Raw genomic sequence first — 14976 nt, 5'->3', positions numbered from 1 at the left:
TCACACCGTGTAGTTGAGGCCGAGGCGTCCGCCATCGACATAGACCGTCTCGCCGGTCACGTAACTGGCCTTGGACGAGGCGAGAAAGGCCACGACATCGCCGATCTCGCGCGCCGTGCCGGGCCGCTTAAGCGGCGTGCGCGACATGGCGCGGTCGAAGGCGGCCGGATCCGCGTTGACCGCGGCCATCATCTCGGTGTCGATCGAGCCGGGGCCCACGGCGTTCACACGGATGTTGTGCGGGGCGAGCGCCAGCGCGGCCACTTTCGTCAGCTGCATCACCCCGCCCTTCGACGCGCAATAGCCCGCGATCGCCGGGATCGCGACCTGCGCGTTGATCGAGGACATGTTTACGATGGCGCCCTCGATGCCCTTGGCGACCATGGTCTTCGCGGCCCGCTGCGTCGCCAGGAAGACACCCACGAGGTTCACGTCCAGCACCTTGCGGAAATCGGCCTCGGACATCTCGAGGAAATCGCTTCCGATCGCGATGCCGGCATTGTTGACCAGCACCGAGACTGGCCCGATCTCGGCCTCGACCGTGTCGAAGAGCGTGGCGATCTGCGCCCCGTCGCCCATGTCGCAGACATAGCCCGTCCCGCCCAGCTTCGCCGCGGCGTCGTGCACGCTGTCCTTGATATCGGCAAGCACCACGCGGCAGCCGTCTTCGGCCAGCGCCTCGGCGCAGGCATAGCCGATGCCCTGCGCGGCGCCGGTGATCAATGCGATGCGGTCCATCCCGTCCTCCCCGATTTCCGTCCGGCGAGGATTGAACCCGCCGGGCGATGGCGTCAACGTGGCCGTCATGGAGAAGAAGACCGCCGCCGAGCTCGTCGCCGCCGCGCGCGAGCGGATCGAGGAATGGGACGTCGCGCGGCTGCGCGCCGCGCCCGATGCCGTGATCGTCGACATCCGCGACGTGCGCGAGCGGGCCAAGGGCAAGATCCCGGGCTCGGTCCACGCGCCGCGCGGCATGCTGGAATTCTGGTGGGATCCCGAAAGCCCCTATCATCGCGAGGTCTTCGCGGGGCCGGGACCTTACGTGCTGCATTGCGCCAGTGGCTGGCGCTCGGCGCTGGCGGCGGCGGCGCTGCAGGACATGGGCTACGAGGTGGCGCATCTCGAAGGCGGGATGGGTGCCTGGGTCGAGGCCGGCGGCCCGGTCGAGACCCCGGAGCCGAAGGGCTGAGCCGTCACCCGACCGGGATCTCGATCTCGATCCGGTCGATCTCCGCCCCGTCGCGCAGCATCCGCACGATCCCGCGATAGGTGCCGCCGCGCCAGCGCCGGGCGCGCAGCGGCCGCCCCGCCGCGCGGAAGAGCTGGGCCTGCGCGCGGTCGAGCCGGGCCTCGTGCGCGATCACCTCGCGCCCGCCGGGGCCGAGGATTTCCAGTGCGATCACGTCGCCCGGCTGCGCGCCGAAGGCCGCGCCCCAGAGGACCAGAGCCGGCGCGTCGAGGGGCAGGGCGGCGGCATCGGCCGTGCCCGCCTTGACCGCCTCGTAATCGGGCATAGCATCCGAGAAGCCTGCCGACAGCAGCCCGCCCGGTGCATAGGGCGGCGCGTCCTGCCAGAGACCGGCGCGGAACGGGTCGACGACGGCGCCGTCGCGTTCGATCCGCATGTGAAGATGCGGAAATTCCGTCGCCCCCGAGAGGCCGACGCGACCCAGAAGGTCGCCCTGCGCCACCCGGTCGCCGGTGCGAACGGCGACGGAGCCGCGGGCCATGTGGCAAAGCTGGGTGATCCAGCCCTCCCCGAGATCGATCCGGACTCCGTTGCCGCATTCGACGCCGTCCATGCGGGCGCGCTGGGGCAGGCCGCGATCCGGCTGGCCGTCGCGCGTACCGATGACCGTGCCCGCGGCCGGGGCGCGGACGGCCACGCCGGCCTCCATCGCCGCCCGGTCCGGCAGCCGGAAATCGGTGCCGTTATGGCCGTCATAGGCCAACGTGCCGCCCGTCCAGTCGCGGACGCCCGGGCCGGGATCCAGATCGACATGATGCTGGATCATGCAATTCTCGCCCAGCTCGCAATCGATCGGCAGGACGAGGCGCGGCTCTGCCGCGGCGGGCCAGGTGAGGAGGAGGAGCGGGACGAGGAGGCGCATGGAGCGGAGCCTAGCGGGGATACGGGCGCGGGCGCACCCCTGTTCGGTCCGGGCGGGACTGGCGGGCGGTCGGGTCCCGGAACGGTAGCTCCGTTCGGCAATGTCGCGCATACCGCGCGCGTCGGTCCGTGCTTCGGGCCCGCGCGGGCGCGATGGATAGCGGGTCGCCATGTGGTAGGGCCCATCGCCGGCGGGCCGCCGCTGGGGCTTTCGGCATGAGCGGACGGAAGGGCAGCGCTGCCTCGCCGGGCGGGGCGTGGCCGGCAGCCGCGCGGGCCGCTGCCGCAGCGCGCCCAACGAAAAGGCCCCCGCGCTGCGGGGGCCCTTCCTGTCGCTCAGCCGCCTCAGTCGGCGGTCAGAAGCGGCGGCTTCTTGTTCGAGAGCTTCGACGGCCCCGGCTCCTCGATCCGCAGATCGAGCTCGCCGTTCTTCACGCCGACCTTGACCACGCCGCCCTTGGCCAGCTTGCCGAAGAGAAGCTCCTCCGCGAGCGGCTTCTTGACGTGCTCCTGGATCACGCGGGCCAGCGGCCGGGCGCCCATCTTGTCGTCGTAGCCCTTGTCGGCCAGCCATTCGGCGGCCGCGCGGGTCAGCTCGATCGTCACGCCGCGGTCCAGAAGCTGCGCTTCCAGCTGGAGCACGAACTTCTCGACCACCTGCAGGATCGTGTCCTTGGGCAGCGGGCCGAAGCTGATCACCGCGTCCAGCCGGTTGCGGAATTCCGGCGTGAAGGTCCGTTCGATCGCGGCGGTGTCCTCGCCCTCGCGGCGATCGCGGCCGAAGCCCAGCGGCGCGCGCGCGGCATCCGAGGCGCCGGCATTCGACGTCATGATCAGCACCACGTTGCGGAAATCCACCGCCCGGCCGTTATGGTCGGTCAGCTTGCCGTGATCCATCACCTGCAGCAGGATGTTGAACACGTCCGGATGCGCCTTCTCGATCTCGTCGAGCAGCAGCACGCAATGCGGATGCTGGTCGACCCCGTCGGTCAGCAGACCGCCCTGGTCGAAGCCGACATAGCCCGGGGGCGCGCCGATCAGGCGCGAGACGGCGTGCTTCTCCATGTATTCCGACATGTCGAAGCGCAGCATCTCGACCCCCAGCGTGGAGGCGAGTTGCTTGGCGACCTCGGTCTTGCCGACGCCGGTCGGGCCCGCGAACAGGTAGTTGCCGATGGGCTTCTCGGGCTCGCGCAGGCCCGCGCGGGCCAGCTTGATCGCCGAGCTGAGTGCCTCGATCGCCGCGTCCTGGCCGAAGACCACGCGCTTGAGCGAGGCTTCGAGATCGCGCAGTACCTCGGCGTCGTCCTTCGAGACGTTCTTCGGCGGGATCCGGGCGATCTTGGCCACGACGGCCTCGATCTCCTTCGTGCCGATGGTCTTGCGGCGCTTCGATTCGACCACCAGCGCCTGCGCGGCCCCGGCCTCGTCGATCACGTCGATCGCCTTGTCGGGCAGCTTGCGGTCGTTGATATAGCGCGCCGAAAGTTCCACCGCGGTCTTGATCGCGTCGGCGGTGTACTTGATCGAGTGGTGATCCTCGAAATAGGACTTCACGCCCTTGAGGATCTTCACCGTGTCCTCGACCGAGGGCTCGTTCACGTCGATCTTCTGGAAGCGCCGCGACAGCGCGCGGTCCTTCTCGAAATGCTGACGGAACTCCTTGTAGGTGGTCGAGCCCATGGTGCGCAGCTTGCCGCCGGCCAACGCCGGCTTGAGCAGGTTCGACGCGTCCATCGCGCCGCCCGAGGTGGCCCCGGCGCCGATCACGGTGTGGATCTCGTCGATGAAGAGGACGGCGTCGGGATGCTCCTCGAGCTCCGAGACGACGGCCTTCAGCCGCTCCTCGAAATCGCCGCGGTAGCGGGTGCCGGCCAGCAGCGCGCCCATGTCGAGCGAGAAGATCGTGGCGCCCGACAGCACGTCCGGCACCTCGCCCTTGACGATCTTGAGCGCGAGGCCTTCCGCGATCGCGGTCTTGCCGACGCCCGGGTCGCCCACCAGCAGCGGGTTGTTCTTGCGGCGGCGGCACAGCACCTGAATGCAGCGCTCGACCTCGAGCTCGCGCCCGATCAGCGGGTCGACATCGCCCTTGGCCGACTTCTTGTTGAGATCGACGGTGTACTTGGCCAGCGCGCTCTCGCGGTTCTCGGCCGGGTTCGGCCCGTCGGAGGCGGCGTTGAAGCTTTCCTCCTCGTCCGAGCCCTGGACGGGCCGCGTCTCGCCGTATTCGGGGTCCTTCGCCACGCCATGCGCGATGAAGTTCACCGCGTCGTAGCGGGTCATGTCCTGCTCCTGCAGGAAGTAGGCGGCGTTCGATTCACGCTCGGCGAAGATGGCGACCAGGACATTCGCTCCCGTCACCTCGGTGCGGCCCGAGGACTGCACGTGGATGGCGGCGCGCTGGATCACGCGCTGGAAGGCGGCGGTCGGGACGGCTTCGGAGCCCTCGACGTCCGTCACCAGCGTCGAGAGATCGTCTTCGATGAATTCCTCCACCGTCTGGCGCAGCTCGTCGAGATTGACGCCGCAGGCCTTCATGACGCGGGCGGCGTCCGGCTCGTCGATCAGGACCAGCAGAAGGTGTTCGAGGGTGGCGAGTTCGTGGCGACGCGCATTGGCCTGCGCCAGCGCCGCGTGGATGGCTTGCTCGAGAGTGTTCGAGAACGATGGCATGCTGTTCTCCTCAGCCGACGCGGACGACGGGACTGTGACCGCGTTTCTTTAAGTTTTGGTTGTCGCCTGCCCGGCTTCAACCTTTTTCGTGACCCCCGCGGTCATCTCTCACCCCAAGGTGATGGAAATGCCCGCTGGCCGATGCATCAGAAGGCATCCTTCGCGCGACGCGTCGCGGCAAAGGTGGCCTCGTCCGATTGTCCGCTTGTCCCCGTGGCGTCCTTGATCGCTTCGATATGGGCGCGCAGGAACGGGTTGGTGTGGCGTTCGGTCTCGAGGACCGAGGGGACGGAAGGCTCTCCCTCCGCGCGCAGCCGCTCGACCTCCGCAATGCGAGAGATAAGCTGTGCATTTGACGGTTCAAGTGTGCGCGCAAACGCGAGGTTGTTGCCAGTGTACTCGTGCCCCGAGGCAATCAGCGTCTCGCCGGGCAGGGTGTCGAACTGCCGCAGGCTCGTCAGCATCTGTGCGGGCGCGCCCTCGAACAGGCGCCCGCAACCGGCGGCCATCAGGCTGTCGCCGGTGAACGCGACCCCGTCGAAAACGAAGGCGATATGGCCGATCGTATGGCCCGAAACGTCCCAGACAGCGCCGGTCTCGGTCCCGATCTCGATGCGGTCGCCGGGTTCGAGCGCGTGGTCGAGCGGCGGCAGACGATGCGCGTCAGCGGCGGCCCCCCAGACCTTCGCGCCGGTCGCCGCGACCAGCTCGGCCACGCCCTGCACGTGATCGGGGTGGTGATGCGTCAGCAGGATGTCGGTCAGCGGCCGCCCATCCAGCGCCGCGAGGATCGGACCCGCCTCGGGCGCATCGACGAGGACGCGCCGGCCGCCGGTCTCGAACAGGAAGGCGTAATTGTCGCTCAGGCAGGGGATGGTGGTCAGGCTGTCGCGGATGGTCATGGCATTCTCCCATTCTCGCGGTAAGCATGGCCCTGAGACGACGAGGGACAACCGCGACATGCATCTCGACGTGCTGGATCTGCGACAATTCTACTACCGGACCCAGCTCGGGCGGGCAGCGCAGAAGGCGGTGCGCGACCGGCTGCTGGCGCTCTGGCCCGAGGCGAAGGGCCAGACCGTGGCCGGCTTCGGCTTCGCGGTGCCGCTCCTGCGACCCTACCTGGCGGAGGCGCGGCGGGTGATCGGGCTGATGCCCGCGCCGCAGGGGGTGATGCACTGGCCCGCCGGCATGAAGAACGTCTCGGTCCTCTGCGAGGAGACGCTCTGGCCGCTGGAGACCGGCGTGGTCGACCGGCTGGTCGCGCTGCACGGGCTCGACACCTCGGAGAACCCGACGGCCCTTCTGGACGAGGCCGCGCGCGTCCTGGGCCCCGGCGGGCGGGCGATCTTCATCGTGCCGAACCGTTCGGGCCTCTGGGCGCGGCGCGACCGCACGCCCTTCGGCTTCGGGCGGCCCTATTCGCTGGGCCAGCTCGAGGCGCAGGTGAAGCGCGCGGGTCTCGTGCCCGAACGCCATGCCGCCGCGCTGTTCCGCCCCCCGCGCGAGGGCAAGTTCTGGCAGCGCACCGGCGACATGGTCGAGGGGATGGGCCAGCGGCTGTCCTCCTCGGGCGGCGGCGGCGTCATCATGCTGGAGGTGTCCAAGCAGGTCCCCGCGCGGCCGCGCCCCGGCCTCGCCGAACGCGTGCGCCGGCCACTACGGGTCCTGGAAGGCGTGCCGGAGCCACAGGCCGCCGGGCGGGTACGCGACCGGTCGGGCTAGGCGGTTGCGCCGCCCATCGCCGGGGCCTCGGCTTCCTCCGGGTCCTCGCGCCCGGTGTTCCGAGTGGCCGGCGGATCTCGCGTTTCACGCCGCGCGCGAAGCGGATCGGTCCCGAGGGGCCGCAAGCGCGCCGCGCGGTCCCGGCGCTGCGGCGTGCGGGCCCGGCGCAGGCGCGTCAGGAGGGCCAGCAGGCTGACGGTGATGAAGAAGATCTGGATCATCATCGCGCCGACATTGAAGGCTTCGCTGAGGCTCAGCAGCACCATCGTCGCCGCGGCGAGCTGCAACAGGAAATACAGGCTGCCCGAGGTATCGACGAGGCGCATCGCCAGCGCGCAGTAATTGCAGATGTAGAGCACGGCCCCGAGCAGCCCCAGAAGCTGCATCGGAGCGGTTTCGGCAAGATCGAAGCCCGTCATCGTCCAAGTCTCCCCAACCCGGCGGGCCAGAATGCACACGACCCGCCGTCATGACTTGACGTAGCGGAAGCCGGCGCGCCTAACGAGTAAGGGTTTCCAGACTGGCGCGGGGCGATTCCCGGGGTGCCGGGGCGTTCGCGAACCCGGCCCGAGGCGTCGCGCCCCTGTGGCGAATGTGCCCGGCGGCGGGCTGTTGCAGCACCCAGACCCCTCTGCTAGAGGGAGCGCGAAATCGTGATCCGGCCCTAGCGGGTCGGGTTTTCTATGGGTGCCCACGGCGGGACGGCGGCACCCGGAAACTGTCGAAAGGGTGGACGTGTCCGAACCAGCTTCGATCTCGATGGGGATTGCCGAGCGCTACGCGCAAGCGGTCTTCGATCTCAGCCGCGACGCCGGCGACCTTGGGAAACTGGAAGCGGACGTGACCGCGCTGGACGAGGCGATGAAGGCCTCCCCGGAGCTGCGCGAGGTGCTGACCTCGCCCGTTATCTCGCGGTCCGACCAGGGCAACGCCGTGGCCGCGCTGGCCGAGACGATGGGCCTGACCACGACGATGAAGAACGTGCTGGCCCTGATGGCGACCAAGCGGCGCCTCTTCGTCGTGCCGCAGATGGTCCGCGCGCTGCGGGACATGCTGGCCGAGGAGAAGGGCGAGGTGACCGCCGAGATTCGCACCGCCAAGGCCCTGACGAAGACCCAGTCCGAGAAGCTGGCCAAGACGCTGACGGCGTCGACCGGCAAGGACGTGAACTTAGATGTGACCGTGGATGACACGCTGATCGGCGGTCTCGTGGTCAAGATCGGCTCGCAGATGATCGACACCTCGATCCGCGCGAAGCTCAACGCACTCCAGAATACGATGAAAGAGGTTCGGTAATGGCGATCCAGGCTGCGGAAATCTCCGCGATCCTCAAGGACCAGATCAAGAATTTCGGCCAGGAGGCCGAGGTGGCTGAGGTGGGTCGCGTGCTCTCCGTCGGTGACGGCATCGCCCGCGTCTACGGCCTCGACAACGTCCAGGCCGGCGAGATGGTCGAATTCCCGGGCGGCATCCAGGGCATGGCCCTGAACCTCGAAAGCGACAATGTCGGCGTCGTGATCTTCGGCTCGGACCGCGAGATCAAGGAAGGCGACACGGTCAAGCGCACCAACTCGATCGTGGACGTGCCCGCGGGCGACGCCCTTCTCGGTCGCGTGGTCGACGGTCTGGGCAACCCGCTGGACGGCAAGGGCCCGATCGACGCCAAGGAGCGCCGCGTCGCCGACGTGAAGGCGCCGGGCATCATCCCGCGCAAGTCGGTGCACGAGCCGATGGCCACCGGCCTCAAGGCCGTGGACGCCATGATCCCGATCGGCCGCGGCCAGCGCGAGCTGATCATCGGCGACCGCCAGACCGGCAAGACCGCCGTGGCGCTCGACACGATCCTGAACCAGAAGAGCTACAACGACGCCGCCGGCGACGACGAGGGCAAGAAGCTCTACTGCATCTACGTGGCGATCGGCCAGAAGCGCTCGACCGTGGCGCAGCTGGTGAAGCGCCTCGAGGAATCGGGCGCGATCGACTACTCGATCGTCGTGGCTGCCACCGCCTCGGACCCGGCGCCGATGCAGTTCCTCGCGCCCTATGCCGCCACCGCGATGGCCGAGTATTTCCGCGACAACGGCAAGCATGCGCTGATCGTCTATGACGACCTCTCCAAGCAGGCCGTGGCCTACCGCCAGATGTCGCTGCTGCTGCGCCGCCCGCCCGGGCGCGAAGCCTATCCGGGCGACGTCTTCTACCTCCACTCGCGCCTGCTCGAGCGTTCGGCCAAGCTGAACGAAGACAACGGCGCGGGCTCGCTGACGGCGCTGCCGATCATCGAGACGCAGGGCGGCGACGTGTCGGCCTTCATCCCGACCAACGTGATCTCGATCACCGACGGCCAGATCTTCCTCGAGACCGACCTGTTCTTCCAGGGCATCCGCCCGGCGGTGAACACCGGCCTCTCGGTGTCGCGCGTGGGCTCCTCGGCCCAGACCAACGCGATGAAATCCGTGGCCGGCCCCGTGAAGCTGAGCCTCGCGCAGTACCGCGAGATGGCGGCCTTCGCGCAGTTCGGCTCCGACCTCGACGCGGCGACGCAGCGCCTTCTGAACCGCGGCGCGCGCCTGACCGAGCTGATGAAGCAGCCGCAATACTCGCCGCTGACCAATGCCGAGATCGTCTGCGTCATCTATGCGGGCACCAACGGCTATCTCGACAAGCTGCCGGTCCGGGAGGTCGGAAAGTTCGAGGCCGCGCTGCTCAGCCACATGCGCGGCAAGGGCAAGGACATCCTCGATTGGCTCACCAACGAGGATCCCAAGATCAAGGGCGATGCGGAAGAGAAGCTGAAGGCCGAGATCGACGCTTTCGCCAAGACCTACGCGTAAGGCGGTCGGATGCCCAATCTCAAGGATCTCAAGAATCGGATCGCGTCGGTCAAGTCGACCCGCAAGATCACGAAGGCCATGCAGATGGTCGCGGCGGCCAAGCTTCGCCGCGCCCAGGATGCGGCCGAGGCCGCGCGGCCCTACACGGAGCGGTTTCTCACCGTTCTGGGCAGCCTCGCGGCATCGGTCGGCGACAGCGACACCGCGCCCCGGCTCCTGTCGGGGACGGGCAGCGACCAGACGCAGCTTCTGATCGTGATGACGGCGGAGCGCGGGCTCTGCGGCGGCTTCAACGCGAATATCGCGAAGCTGGCGAAATCCCACGCCGACGACCTCAAGGCCGCCGGCAAGACCGTGAAGATCCTGACCGTCGGCAAGAAGGGACGCGAGTCGCTGCGCCGCGACTACGGTCAGTACCATGTCGGCCATGTCGATCTGAGCGAGGTCAAGCGCCTCGGCTACGGCGACGCGGCGGGCATCGCGCAGAACGTGCTCAAGCGCTTCGACGAGGGCGAGTTCGACGTCGCGACGATCTTCTTCGCCCGCTTCGAGTCGGTGATCAGCCAGGTGCCGACCGCCCAGCAGATCATCCCCGCCGATTTCGAGGCGGATGCCGGCGCCGATACCGCGCTCTACGATTACGAGCCCAGCGAGGAGGCCATCCTGGCCGATCTTCTGCCGCGCGGCGTGGCGACGCAGATTTTCGCGGCGCTGCTGGAGAACGCGGCGTCCGAGCAGGGCGCGCGCATGTCCGCGATGGACAACGCGACCCGCAATGCCGGCGAGATGATCGACAAGCTGACCATCGAGTACAACCGCTCGCGTCAGGCCGTCATCACCAATGAGCTGATCGAAATCATTTCGGGCGCCGAGGCGCTCTGACGAACCCGGAGAGACACGACATGGCAAATGCAGTCGGCAAAGTAACCCAGGTCATCGGCGCCGTCGTCGACGTGCAGTTCGACGACGAGCTGCCCCAGATCCTCAACGCTCTCGAGACCGACAACCACGGCAACCGCCTGGTCCTCGAGGTCGCGCAGCACCTGGGCGAGAACACGGTCCGCACCATCGCGATGGACTCGTCCGAGGGTCTGGTCCGCGGCCAGAAGGTCACCGACACCGGCGGCCCGATCATGGTTCCCGTGGGCAACGCCACGCTGGGCCGCATCCTCAACGTCATCGGCGAGCCCGTCGACGAAGGCGCCCCGATCGAAGCCGAGGAAAAGCGCGCGATCCACCAGCCGGCGCCCGAATTCTCGGAGCAGTCGACGGAATCGGCCGTGCTCGAGACCGGCATCAAGGTCATCGACCTGCTGGCCCCATACGCCAAGGGCGGCAAGATCGGCCTCTTCGGCGGTGCCGGCGTCGGCAAGACCGTCCTGATCATGGAGCTGATCAACAACATCGCGAAAGTGCACTCGGGCTATTCCGTGTTCGCCGGCGTGGGCGAGCGGACGCGCGAGGGCAACGACCTCTATCACGAGATGATCGAGTCAAACGTCATCAAGCCCGACAACCTGCCCGAAAGCCAGGTGGCCCTGGTCTACGGCCAGATGAACGAGCCGCCGGGCGCCCGTGCCCGCGTCGCGCTGACCGGCCTGACGCTGGCCGAGCAGTTCCGCGACCAGTCGGGCACGGACGTGCTGTTCTTCGTCGACAACATCTTCCGCTTCACGCAGGCGGGCTCCGAGGTGTCGGCGCTTCTGGGCCGGATCCCCTCGGCCGTCGGCTACCAGCCGACCCTGGCCACCGACATGGGCGCCATGCAGGAGCGGATCACCTCGACCAAGTCGGGCTCGATCACCTCGATCCAGGCCGTCTACGTGCCCGCGGACGACCTGACCGATCCCGCCCCCGCCACGACCTTCGCCCACCTCGACGCCACGACGGTTCTGTCGCGCGCGATCTCCGAGCTGGGCATCTACCCGGCCGTGGACCCGCTCGACTCGACCTCGCGCCTCCTGGACCCCGCCATCATCGGCGATGAGCACTACCAGGTCGCGCGCGACGTGCAGGGGATCCTGCAGCGCTACAAGTCGCTGCAGGACATCATCGCGATCCTCGGGATGGACGAGCTCTCGGAAGAGGACAAGCTGACCGTGGCCCGCGCCCGCAAGATCCAGCGCTTCCTGTCGCAGCCCTTCGACGTGGCGAAGGTCTTCACAGGGGCCGACGGCAAGCAGGTTCCGCTGGCCGAGACGATCCAGTCGTTCAAGGCCGTCGTCGCCGGCGAGTACGACCACCTGCCCGAGGGCGCCTTCTACATGGTCGGCGGCATCGACGAGGTGAAGGCCAAGGCCGAGAAGATGGCCGCGGAGGCCGCGTAAGCCATGCAGTTCGAACTCGTCTCACCCGAGCGGCGGCTCGCGTCCACCGAGGACGCCAGGGCCGTCCGCATCCCCGGCGCGGACGGGGACATGACCGCGATGGCCGACCACGCGCCGACCATCACCACGCTGCGGCCCGGCATCCTGACCGTCGAGACGGAGTCCGGCGAGGAGAAATACGCCGTCACCGGCGGCTTCGCCGAGATCGGCGCGGGCGTCACCGTCCTGGCCGAGCGGGCCCTGCCCATCTCGGACGTCTCGCAGGAGACCTTCGACGACTGGATGACCGAGGCCCGCGCGGCGCATGACGCCGCCCGGGAGCGCGCCACCGAGGAAGGCGCGGTCGATGCCGCCGCCAAGCTGGTGGCCGACATGGTGGCGATGGGCGGCGAGATCGGGCTCGACAGCAATCAGCCCAACCTCTGAGACCCGCGCCCGAAGCGGCTCGCATCCGAAGGCCCCGCGAAAACCCGCGGGGCCTTCGCGTTTTGGGGCCTGAAATCGCCCGATTTTCCTGTAGCGTGCCGCTGGGCGCCCGGACAGTCGGGCTCAACGGCTTGGCAGGATGATGCGCAGGTTCCGCAACCACCTGATCGGGGTCCAGCAGGGCTCGCGCGTGATGTTCTCGGATTTCGAGGATGACGGCGTGATGTGGACCGGCAAGGGCCCGCGCGAGGTGCGCGTGACGCTGCAATTCGACGAGCCGTTCAAGACCGTGCCCGTCATCGTCACCGCGCTCGCCATGTTCGACATTGACGCCCACACCAATCAGCGCGCCGATCTGAGCCACGGCAACGTCACCGAGACCCAGTTCGACCTGATCTTCCGCACCTGGGGCGACACCCGTGTCGCCCGCGTCCGCGCCGACTGGACCGCCATCGGCGAGATCCGCGCCGAGGACGAGTGGGATTTGTACTGACACGCCTGTCGCTTTGACATTCCGGGCCCGTGCGCTCCAATGACGGAAGCGGAGGGCCCCGAGATGCGCGACCACAACTTTCTGACCGAGATGAACGCCCGCCACCTGTGGCACCCGATGGCCCATCCCGGCGAGATGCAGGCGACCCCGCCCAAGATCATCACCGAAGCCGCGGGCGTGCGCATCCGCGACATGGACGGGCACGAGACCATCGACGCGGTGGGGGGTCTCTGGAACGTCAATCTCGGCTACAGCTGCGAGCCTATCAAGACGGCCATCGCCGACCAATTGGCGCGGCTGCCTTACTATTCGGCCTTCAAGGGCACGACGAACGATGCCGCGATCGAGCTCTCGGTGAAGCTGGCCGAGATGTTCGGCCCCGACGGGATGAGCCGCGCCTTCTTCACCTCGGGGGGCTCGGACAGCGTCGACACCGCGCTCAAGTTCGCGCGGCAGTATCATCGGCTGCGCGGCGAGGGCACGCGCACCAAGTTCATCGCGCTGCGCAAGGGCTATCACGGGACGCATTGGGGCGGGGCCTCGGTCAACGGCAACCCGCTCTTCCGCGAGCCCTACGAGCCGCTGCTGCCCGGCTGCTTCCACGTCCCCAGCCCCTATCCCTACCGCAATCCCTTCGACGAGGCGGATCCCGAGCGGCTGGCGCATCTCTGCCTGAAGGCGCTCGAGGCCGAGATCGAAATGCAGGTCCCCTCGACCGTCGCCGCCTTCATCATGGAGCCGGTGCAGGGCGCGGGCGGCGTGATCGTCCCCCATGAAAGCTTCATGCCCGGCGTGCGCGAGATCTGCGACCGCCACGGCGTACTCCTGATCGCCGACGAGGTCATCACCGGCTTCGGACGGACCGGCCACGTCTCGGGCAGCCGCCACTGGGGCGTGCGCCCCGACCTGATGTGCCTCGCGAAGGCGATCACCTCGGGCTACTTCCCGATGGGCGCTGTGCTGGCTGGCGACCGGCTGGCCGAGGTCTTCGAGGGCGAGCGGGGCGCGATGATCGGGACCGGCTACACCTATTCCGGCCACCCGGTCGGCTGCGCCGCCGCGCTGGCCTGCCTGGAGGAGACTGAGCGTCTGGCCGTCTGGGACCGCGCCGCCGCCATCGGCGCGCGGCTCAAGGCCGGGCTGGAGGGGCTGCGCCGCCACGAAGCGGTGGGCGACGTGCGCAGCGAGGGGATGATGTGCGCGCTCGAGATCGTCTCGGACCGCGCCGCCCGGACGATGGATCCGGCCCGCGCCGGCCGGATCTACGAGGCGACCTATAAGGCGGGGGTGATGGTCCGCTGGTCGGGCAGCAACCTCGTGATGTCGCCGCCGCTGATCCTGTCCGAGGACGACGCCGACCGCATCGTCGCCGCGCTGGACGAAGGGCTGAGCGCGGCCGGATGAGGGTCTTCATCAACGGTTTCGGTCGTATCGGCCGCTCGATCCTGCGCGCGCATCTGCTGGGCGCGGGGCCGCAGCTGCGGGTCGTCGGCATCAACGACATCGCGCCGCTGGAAAGCTGCGCTTATCTCTTCCGCTACGACAGCGTCTTCGGCCCCTGGGCGGGCCGGGTCGAGACGGGCGAGGAGGAGCTTCTGGTCGAAGGCCACGCGATCCCCTTTCACCGCACCCCCGACTTGCGGACGCTGAAGTTGGGCGGCGTCGACCTGGTGATGGAGTGCACCGGCCGCGCCGACACCCGCGCCGAGGTCGAGCGCGGCCTTTTGGCCGGCGCGGGCAAGGTGCTGATGTCGGGCCCCTCTGCCGTGGCCGATGCGACCGTGGTGCTGGGCGCGAATGACGCCATGCTGCAGCCCGGTCATCGCATCGTGTCGAACGCGTCCTGCACGACCAACGCCGTGGCGCCGCTGCTGGCGCTGCTCGACCGCGCGTTCGGCCTCCGCTCGGGCTCGATGACGACGATCCATTGCTACACGGGCTCGCAGCCGACGGTGGACATGCCGCGCGGCGGGGCGGACCTGGCCCGCTCGCGGGCGGCGGCGCTGTCGATGGTGCCGACCACGACCAGCGCGGGGCGCCTGGTCGATCAGGTGCTGCCGGCGCTCGCGGGCCGGGTGACCTGCCAGTCGGTGCGGGTGCCGGTGGCCAGCGTCTCGGCGGTGGACCTGGCCTTCCTGCCGGAGCGCGCCGCGACGGTGGCGGAGGTCAACGCCGCGCTGGCGGACGCCGGTGGCGTGATCGGGTCGGAGGCCGAGCCCTTGGTCTCCTCGGACCTGCGGGGCCGGGCGGAAAGCGTCGTCATGGCCCCCGCCCAGACCCGCGCGGCCGAAGGCGGGATGATCCGCGTCTTCGGCTGGTACGACAACGAATGGGGCTTCGCGAACCGGATGCTGGACATGGCCCGGCGGATGGCCGGCTAGGGCG

Annotated in this window: 15 protein-coding genes; 10 read left to right on the top strand and 5 right to left on the bottom strand. The window is 68.8% G+C overall.

Translation table 11 applies throughout. The features are described 5' to 3' along the window. Positions 1–738, bottom strand: coding sequence for an SDR family NAD(P)-dependent oxidoreductase (locus P8627_RS06735; RefSeq protein WP_279966944.1), 738 nt, complete (start codon positions 736–738; stop codon positions 1–3). 67 nt (positions 739–805) lie between these two features. On the opposite strand from P8627_RS06735, the gene P8627_RS06730 reads away from it, so the two are divergent. Further along, positions 806–1189, top strand: coding sequence for a rhodanese-like domain-containing protein (locus tag P8627_RS06730; RefSeq protein WP_279966943.1), 384 nt, complete (start codon positions 806–808; stop codon positions 1187–1189). 4 nt (positions 1190–1193) lie between these two features. On the opposite strand, the gene P8627_RS06725 is transcribed toward P8627_RS06730, so the two are convergent. The 3 genes from P8627_RS06725 to gloB form a co-directional block, all read right to left on the bottom strand. Beyond that, on the bottom strand, positions 1194–2111 hold the full coding sequence (locus P8627_RS06725; RefSeq protein ID WP_279966942.1) for a M23 family metallopeptidase: 918 nt from the start codon (positions 2109–2111) through the stop codon (positions 1194–1196). A gap of 344 nt (positions 2112–2455) precedes the next feature. Further along, entirely contained in the window at positions 2456–4786 is a 2331-nt protein-coding gene (gene clpA / locus P8627_RS06720; RefSeq protein ID WP_279966941.1) for an ATP-dependent Clp protease ATP-binding subunit ClpA, read from the bottom strand. A 146-nt stretch (positions 4787–4932) separates the two neighbouring features. Further along, a complete protein-coding gene (gene gloB, locus P8627_RS06715; protein WP_347882295.1) occupies positions 4933–5688 on the bottom strand; it encodes a hydroxyacylglutathione hydrolase in 756 nt (251 codons plus the stop codon). Between the two features lie 58 nt (positions 5689–5746). Here gloB and P8627_RS06710 point away from each other — a divergent pair, with 58 nt between their 5' ends. Beyond that, entirely contained in the window at positions 5747–6511 is a 765-nt protein-coding gene (locus tag P8627_RS06710; RefSeq protein WP_279966940.1) for a class I SAM-dependent methyltransferase, read from the top strand. Here P8627_RS06710 and P8627_RS06705 read toward each other — a convergent pair. Further along, complete coding sequence (locus P8627_RS06705) at positions 6508–6930, bottom strand: CBU_0592 family membrane protein (RefSeq protein WP_279966939.1); 423 nt, start codon at positions 6928–6930, stop codon at positions 6508–6510. The two genes, P8627_RS06710 and P8627_RS06705, sit on opposite strands and share 4 nt — an antisense overlap. A 310-nt stretch (positions 6931–7240) precedes the next feature. On the opposite strand from P8627_RS06705, the gene P8627_RS06700 reads away from it, so the two are divergent. The 8 genes from P8627_RS06700 to P8627_RS06665 all read left to right on the top strand — a co-directional run bounded on the left by P8627_RS06700 (position 7241) and on the right by P8627_RS06665 (position 14972). Then, entirely contained in the window at positions 7241–7807 is a 567-nt protein-coding gene (locus tag P8627_RS06700; RefSeq protein WP_279966938.1) for a F0F1 ATP synthase subunit delta, read from the top strand. Then, complete coding sequence (gene atpA / locus P8627_RS06695; RefSeq protein ID WP_279966937.1) at positions 7807–9345, top strand: F0F1 ATP synthase subunit alpha; 1539 nt, start codon at positions 7807–7809, stop codon at positions 9343–9345. Before P8627_RS06700 ends, atpA begins: the two co-directional genes overlap by 1 nt. Before the next feature lie 9 nt (positions 9346–9354). After that, a complete protein-coding gene (locus P8627_RS06690) occupies positions 9355–10227 on the top strand; it encodes a F0F1 ATP synthase subunit gamma (RefSeq protein WP_279966936.1) in 873 nt (290 codons plus the stop codon). Positions 10228–10247: 20 nt separating this feature from the next. Beyond that, complete coding sequence (atpD, locus tag P8627_RS06685) at positions 10248–11672, top strand: F0F1 ATP synthase subunit beta (RefSeq protein WP_279966935.1); 1425 nt, start codon at positions 10248–10250, stop codon at positions 11670–11672. A 3-nt stretch (positions 11673–11675) separates the two neighbouring features. Further along, positions 11676–12098 (top strand): F0F1 ATP synthase subunit epsilon, encoded by a 423-nt coding sequence (locus P8627_RS06680; protein WP_279966934.1) that lies wholly within the window; start codon positions 11676–11678, stop codon positions 12096–12098. Positions 12099–12237: 139 nt separating this feature from the next. Beyond that, positions 12238–12591, top strand: a complete 354-nt coding sequence (locus tag P8627_RS06675; RefSeq protein WP_347882294.1) for an H-type lectin domain-containing protein — start codon at positions 12238–12240, stop codon at positions 12589–12591. A 63-nt stretch (positions 12592–12654) separates the two neighbouring features. Next, positions 12655–13995: an aminotransferase class III-fold pyridoxal phosphate-dependent enzyme gene (locus P8627_RS06670; RefSeq protein ID WP_279966933.1), complete on the top strand. Its 1341-nt coding sequence runs from the start codon at positions 12655–12657 to the stop codon at positions 13993–13995. After that, positions 13992–14972 carry a type I glyceraldehyde-3-phosphate dehydrogenase gene (locus P8627_RS06665; RefSeq protein WP_279966932.1) on the top strand — a complete coding sequence of 327 codons (981 nt, stop codon included), beginning with the start codon at positions 13992–13994 and terminating at the stop codon, positions 14970–14972. Before P8627_RS06670 ends, P8627_RS06665 begins: the two co-directional genes overlap by 4 nt. Positions 14973–14976 lie beyond the last annotated feature (4 nt).

This window comes from Jannaschia sp. GRR-S6-38, from assembly GCF_029853695.1.
Classification (GTDB): Bacteria; Pseudomonadota; Alphaproteobacteria; order Rhodobacterales; family Rhodobacteraceae; genus Jannaschia; species Jannaschia ovalis.
This window is presented reverse-complemented; position numbering and strand designations above follow the sequence as displayed.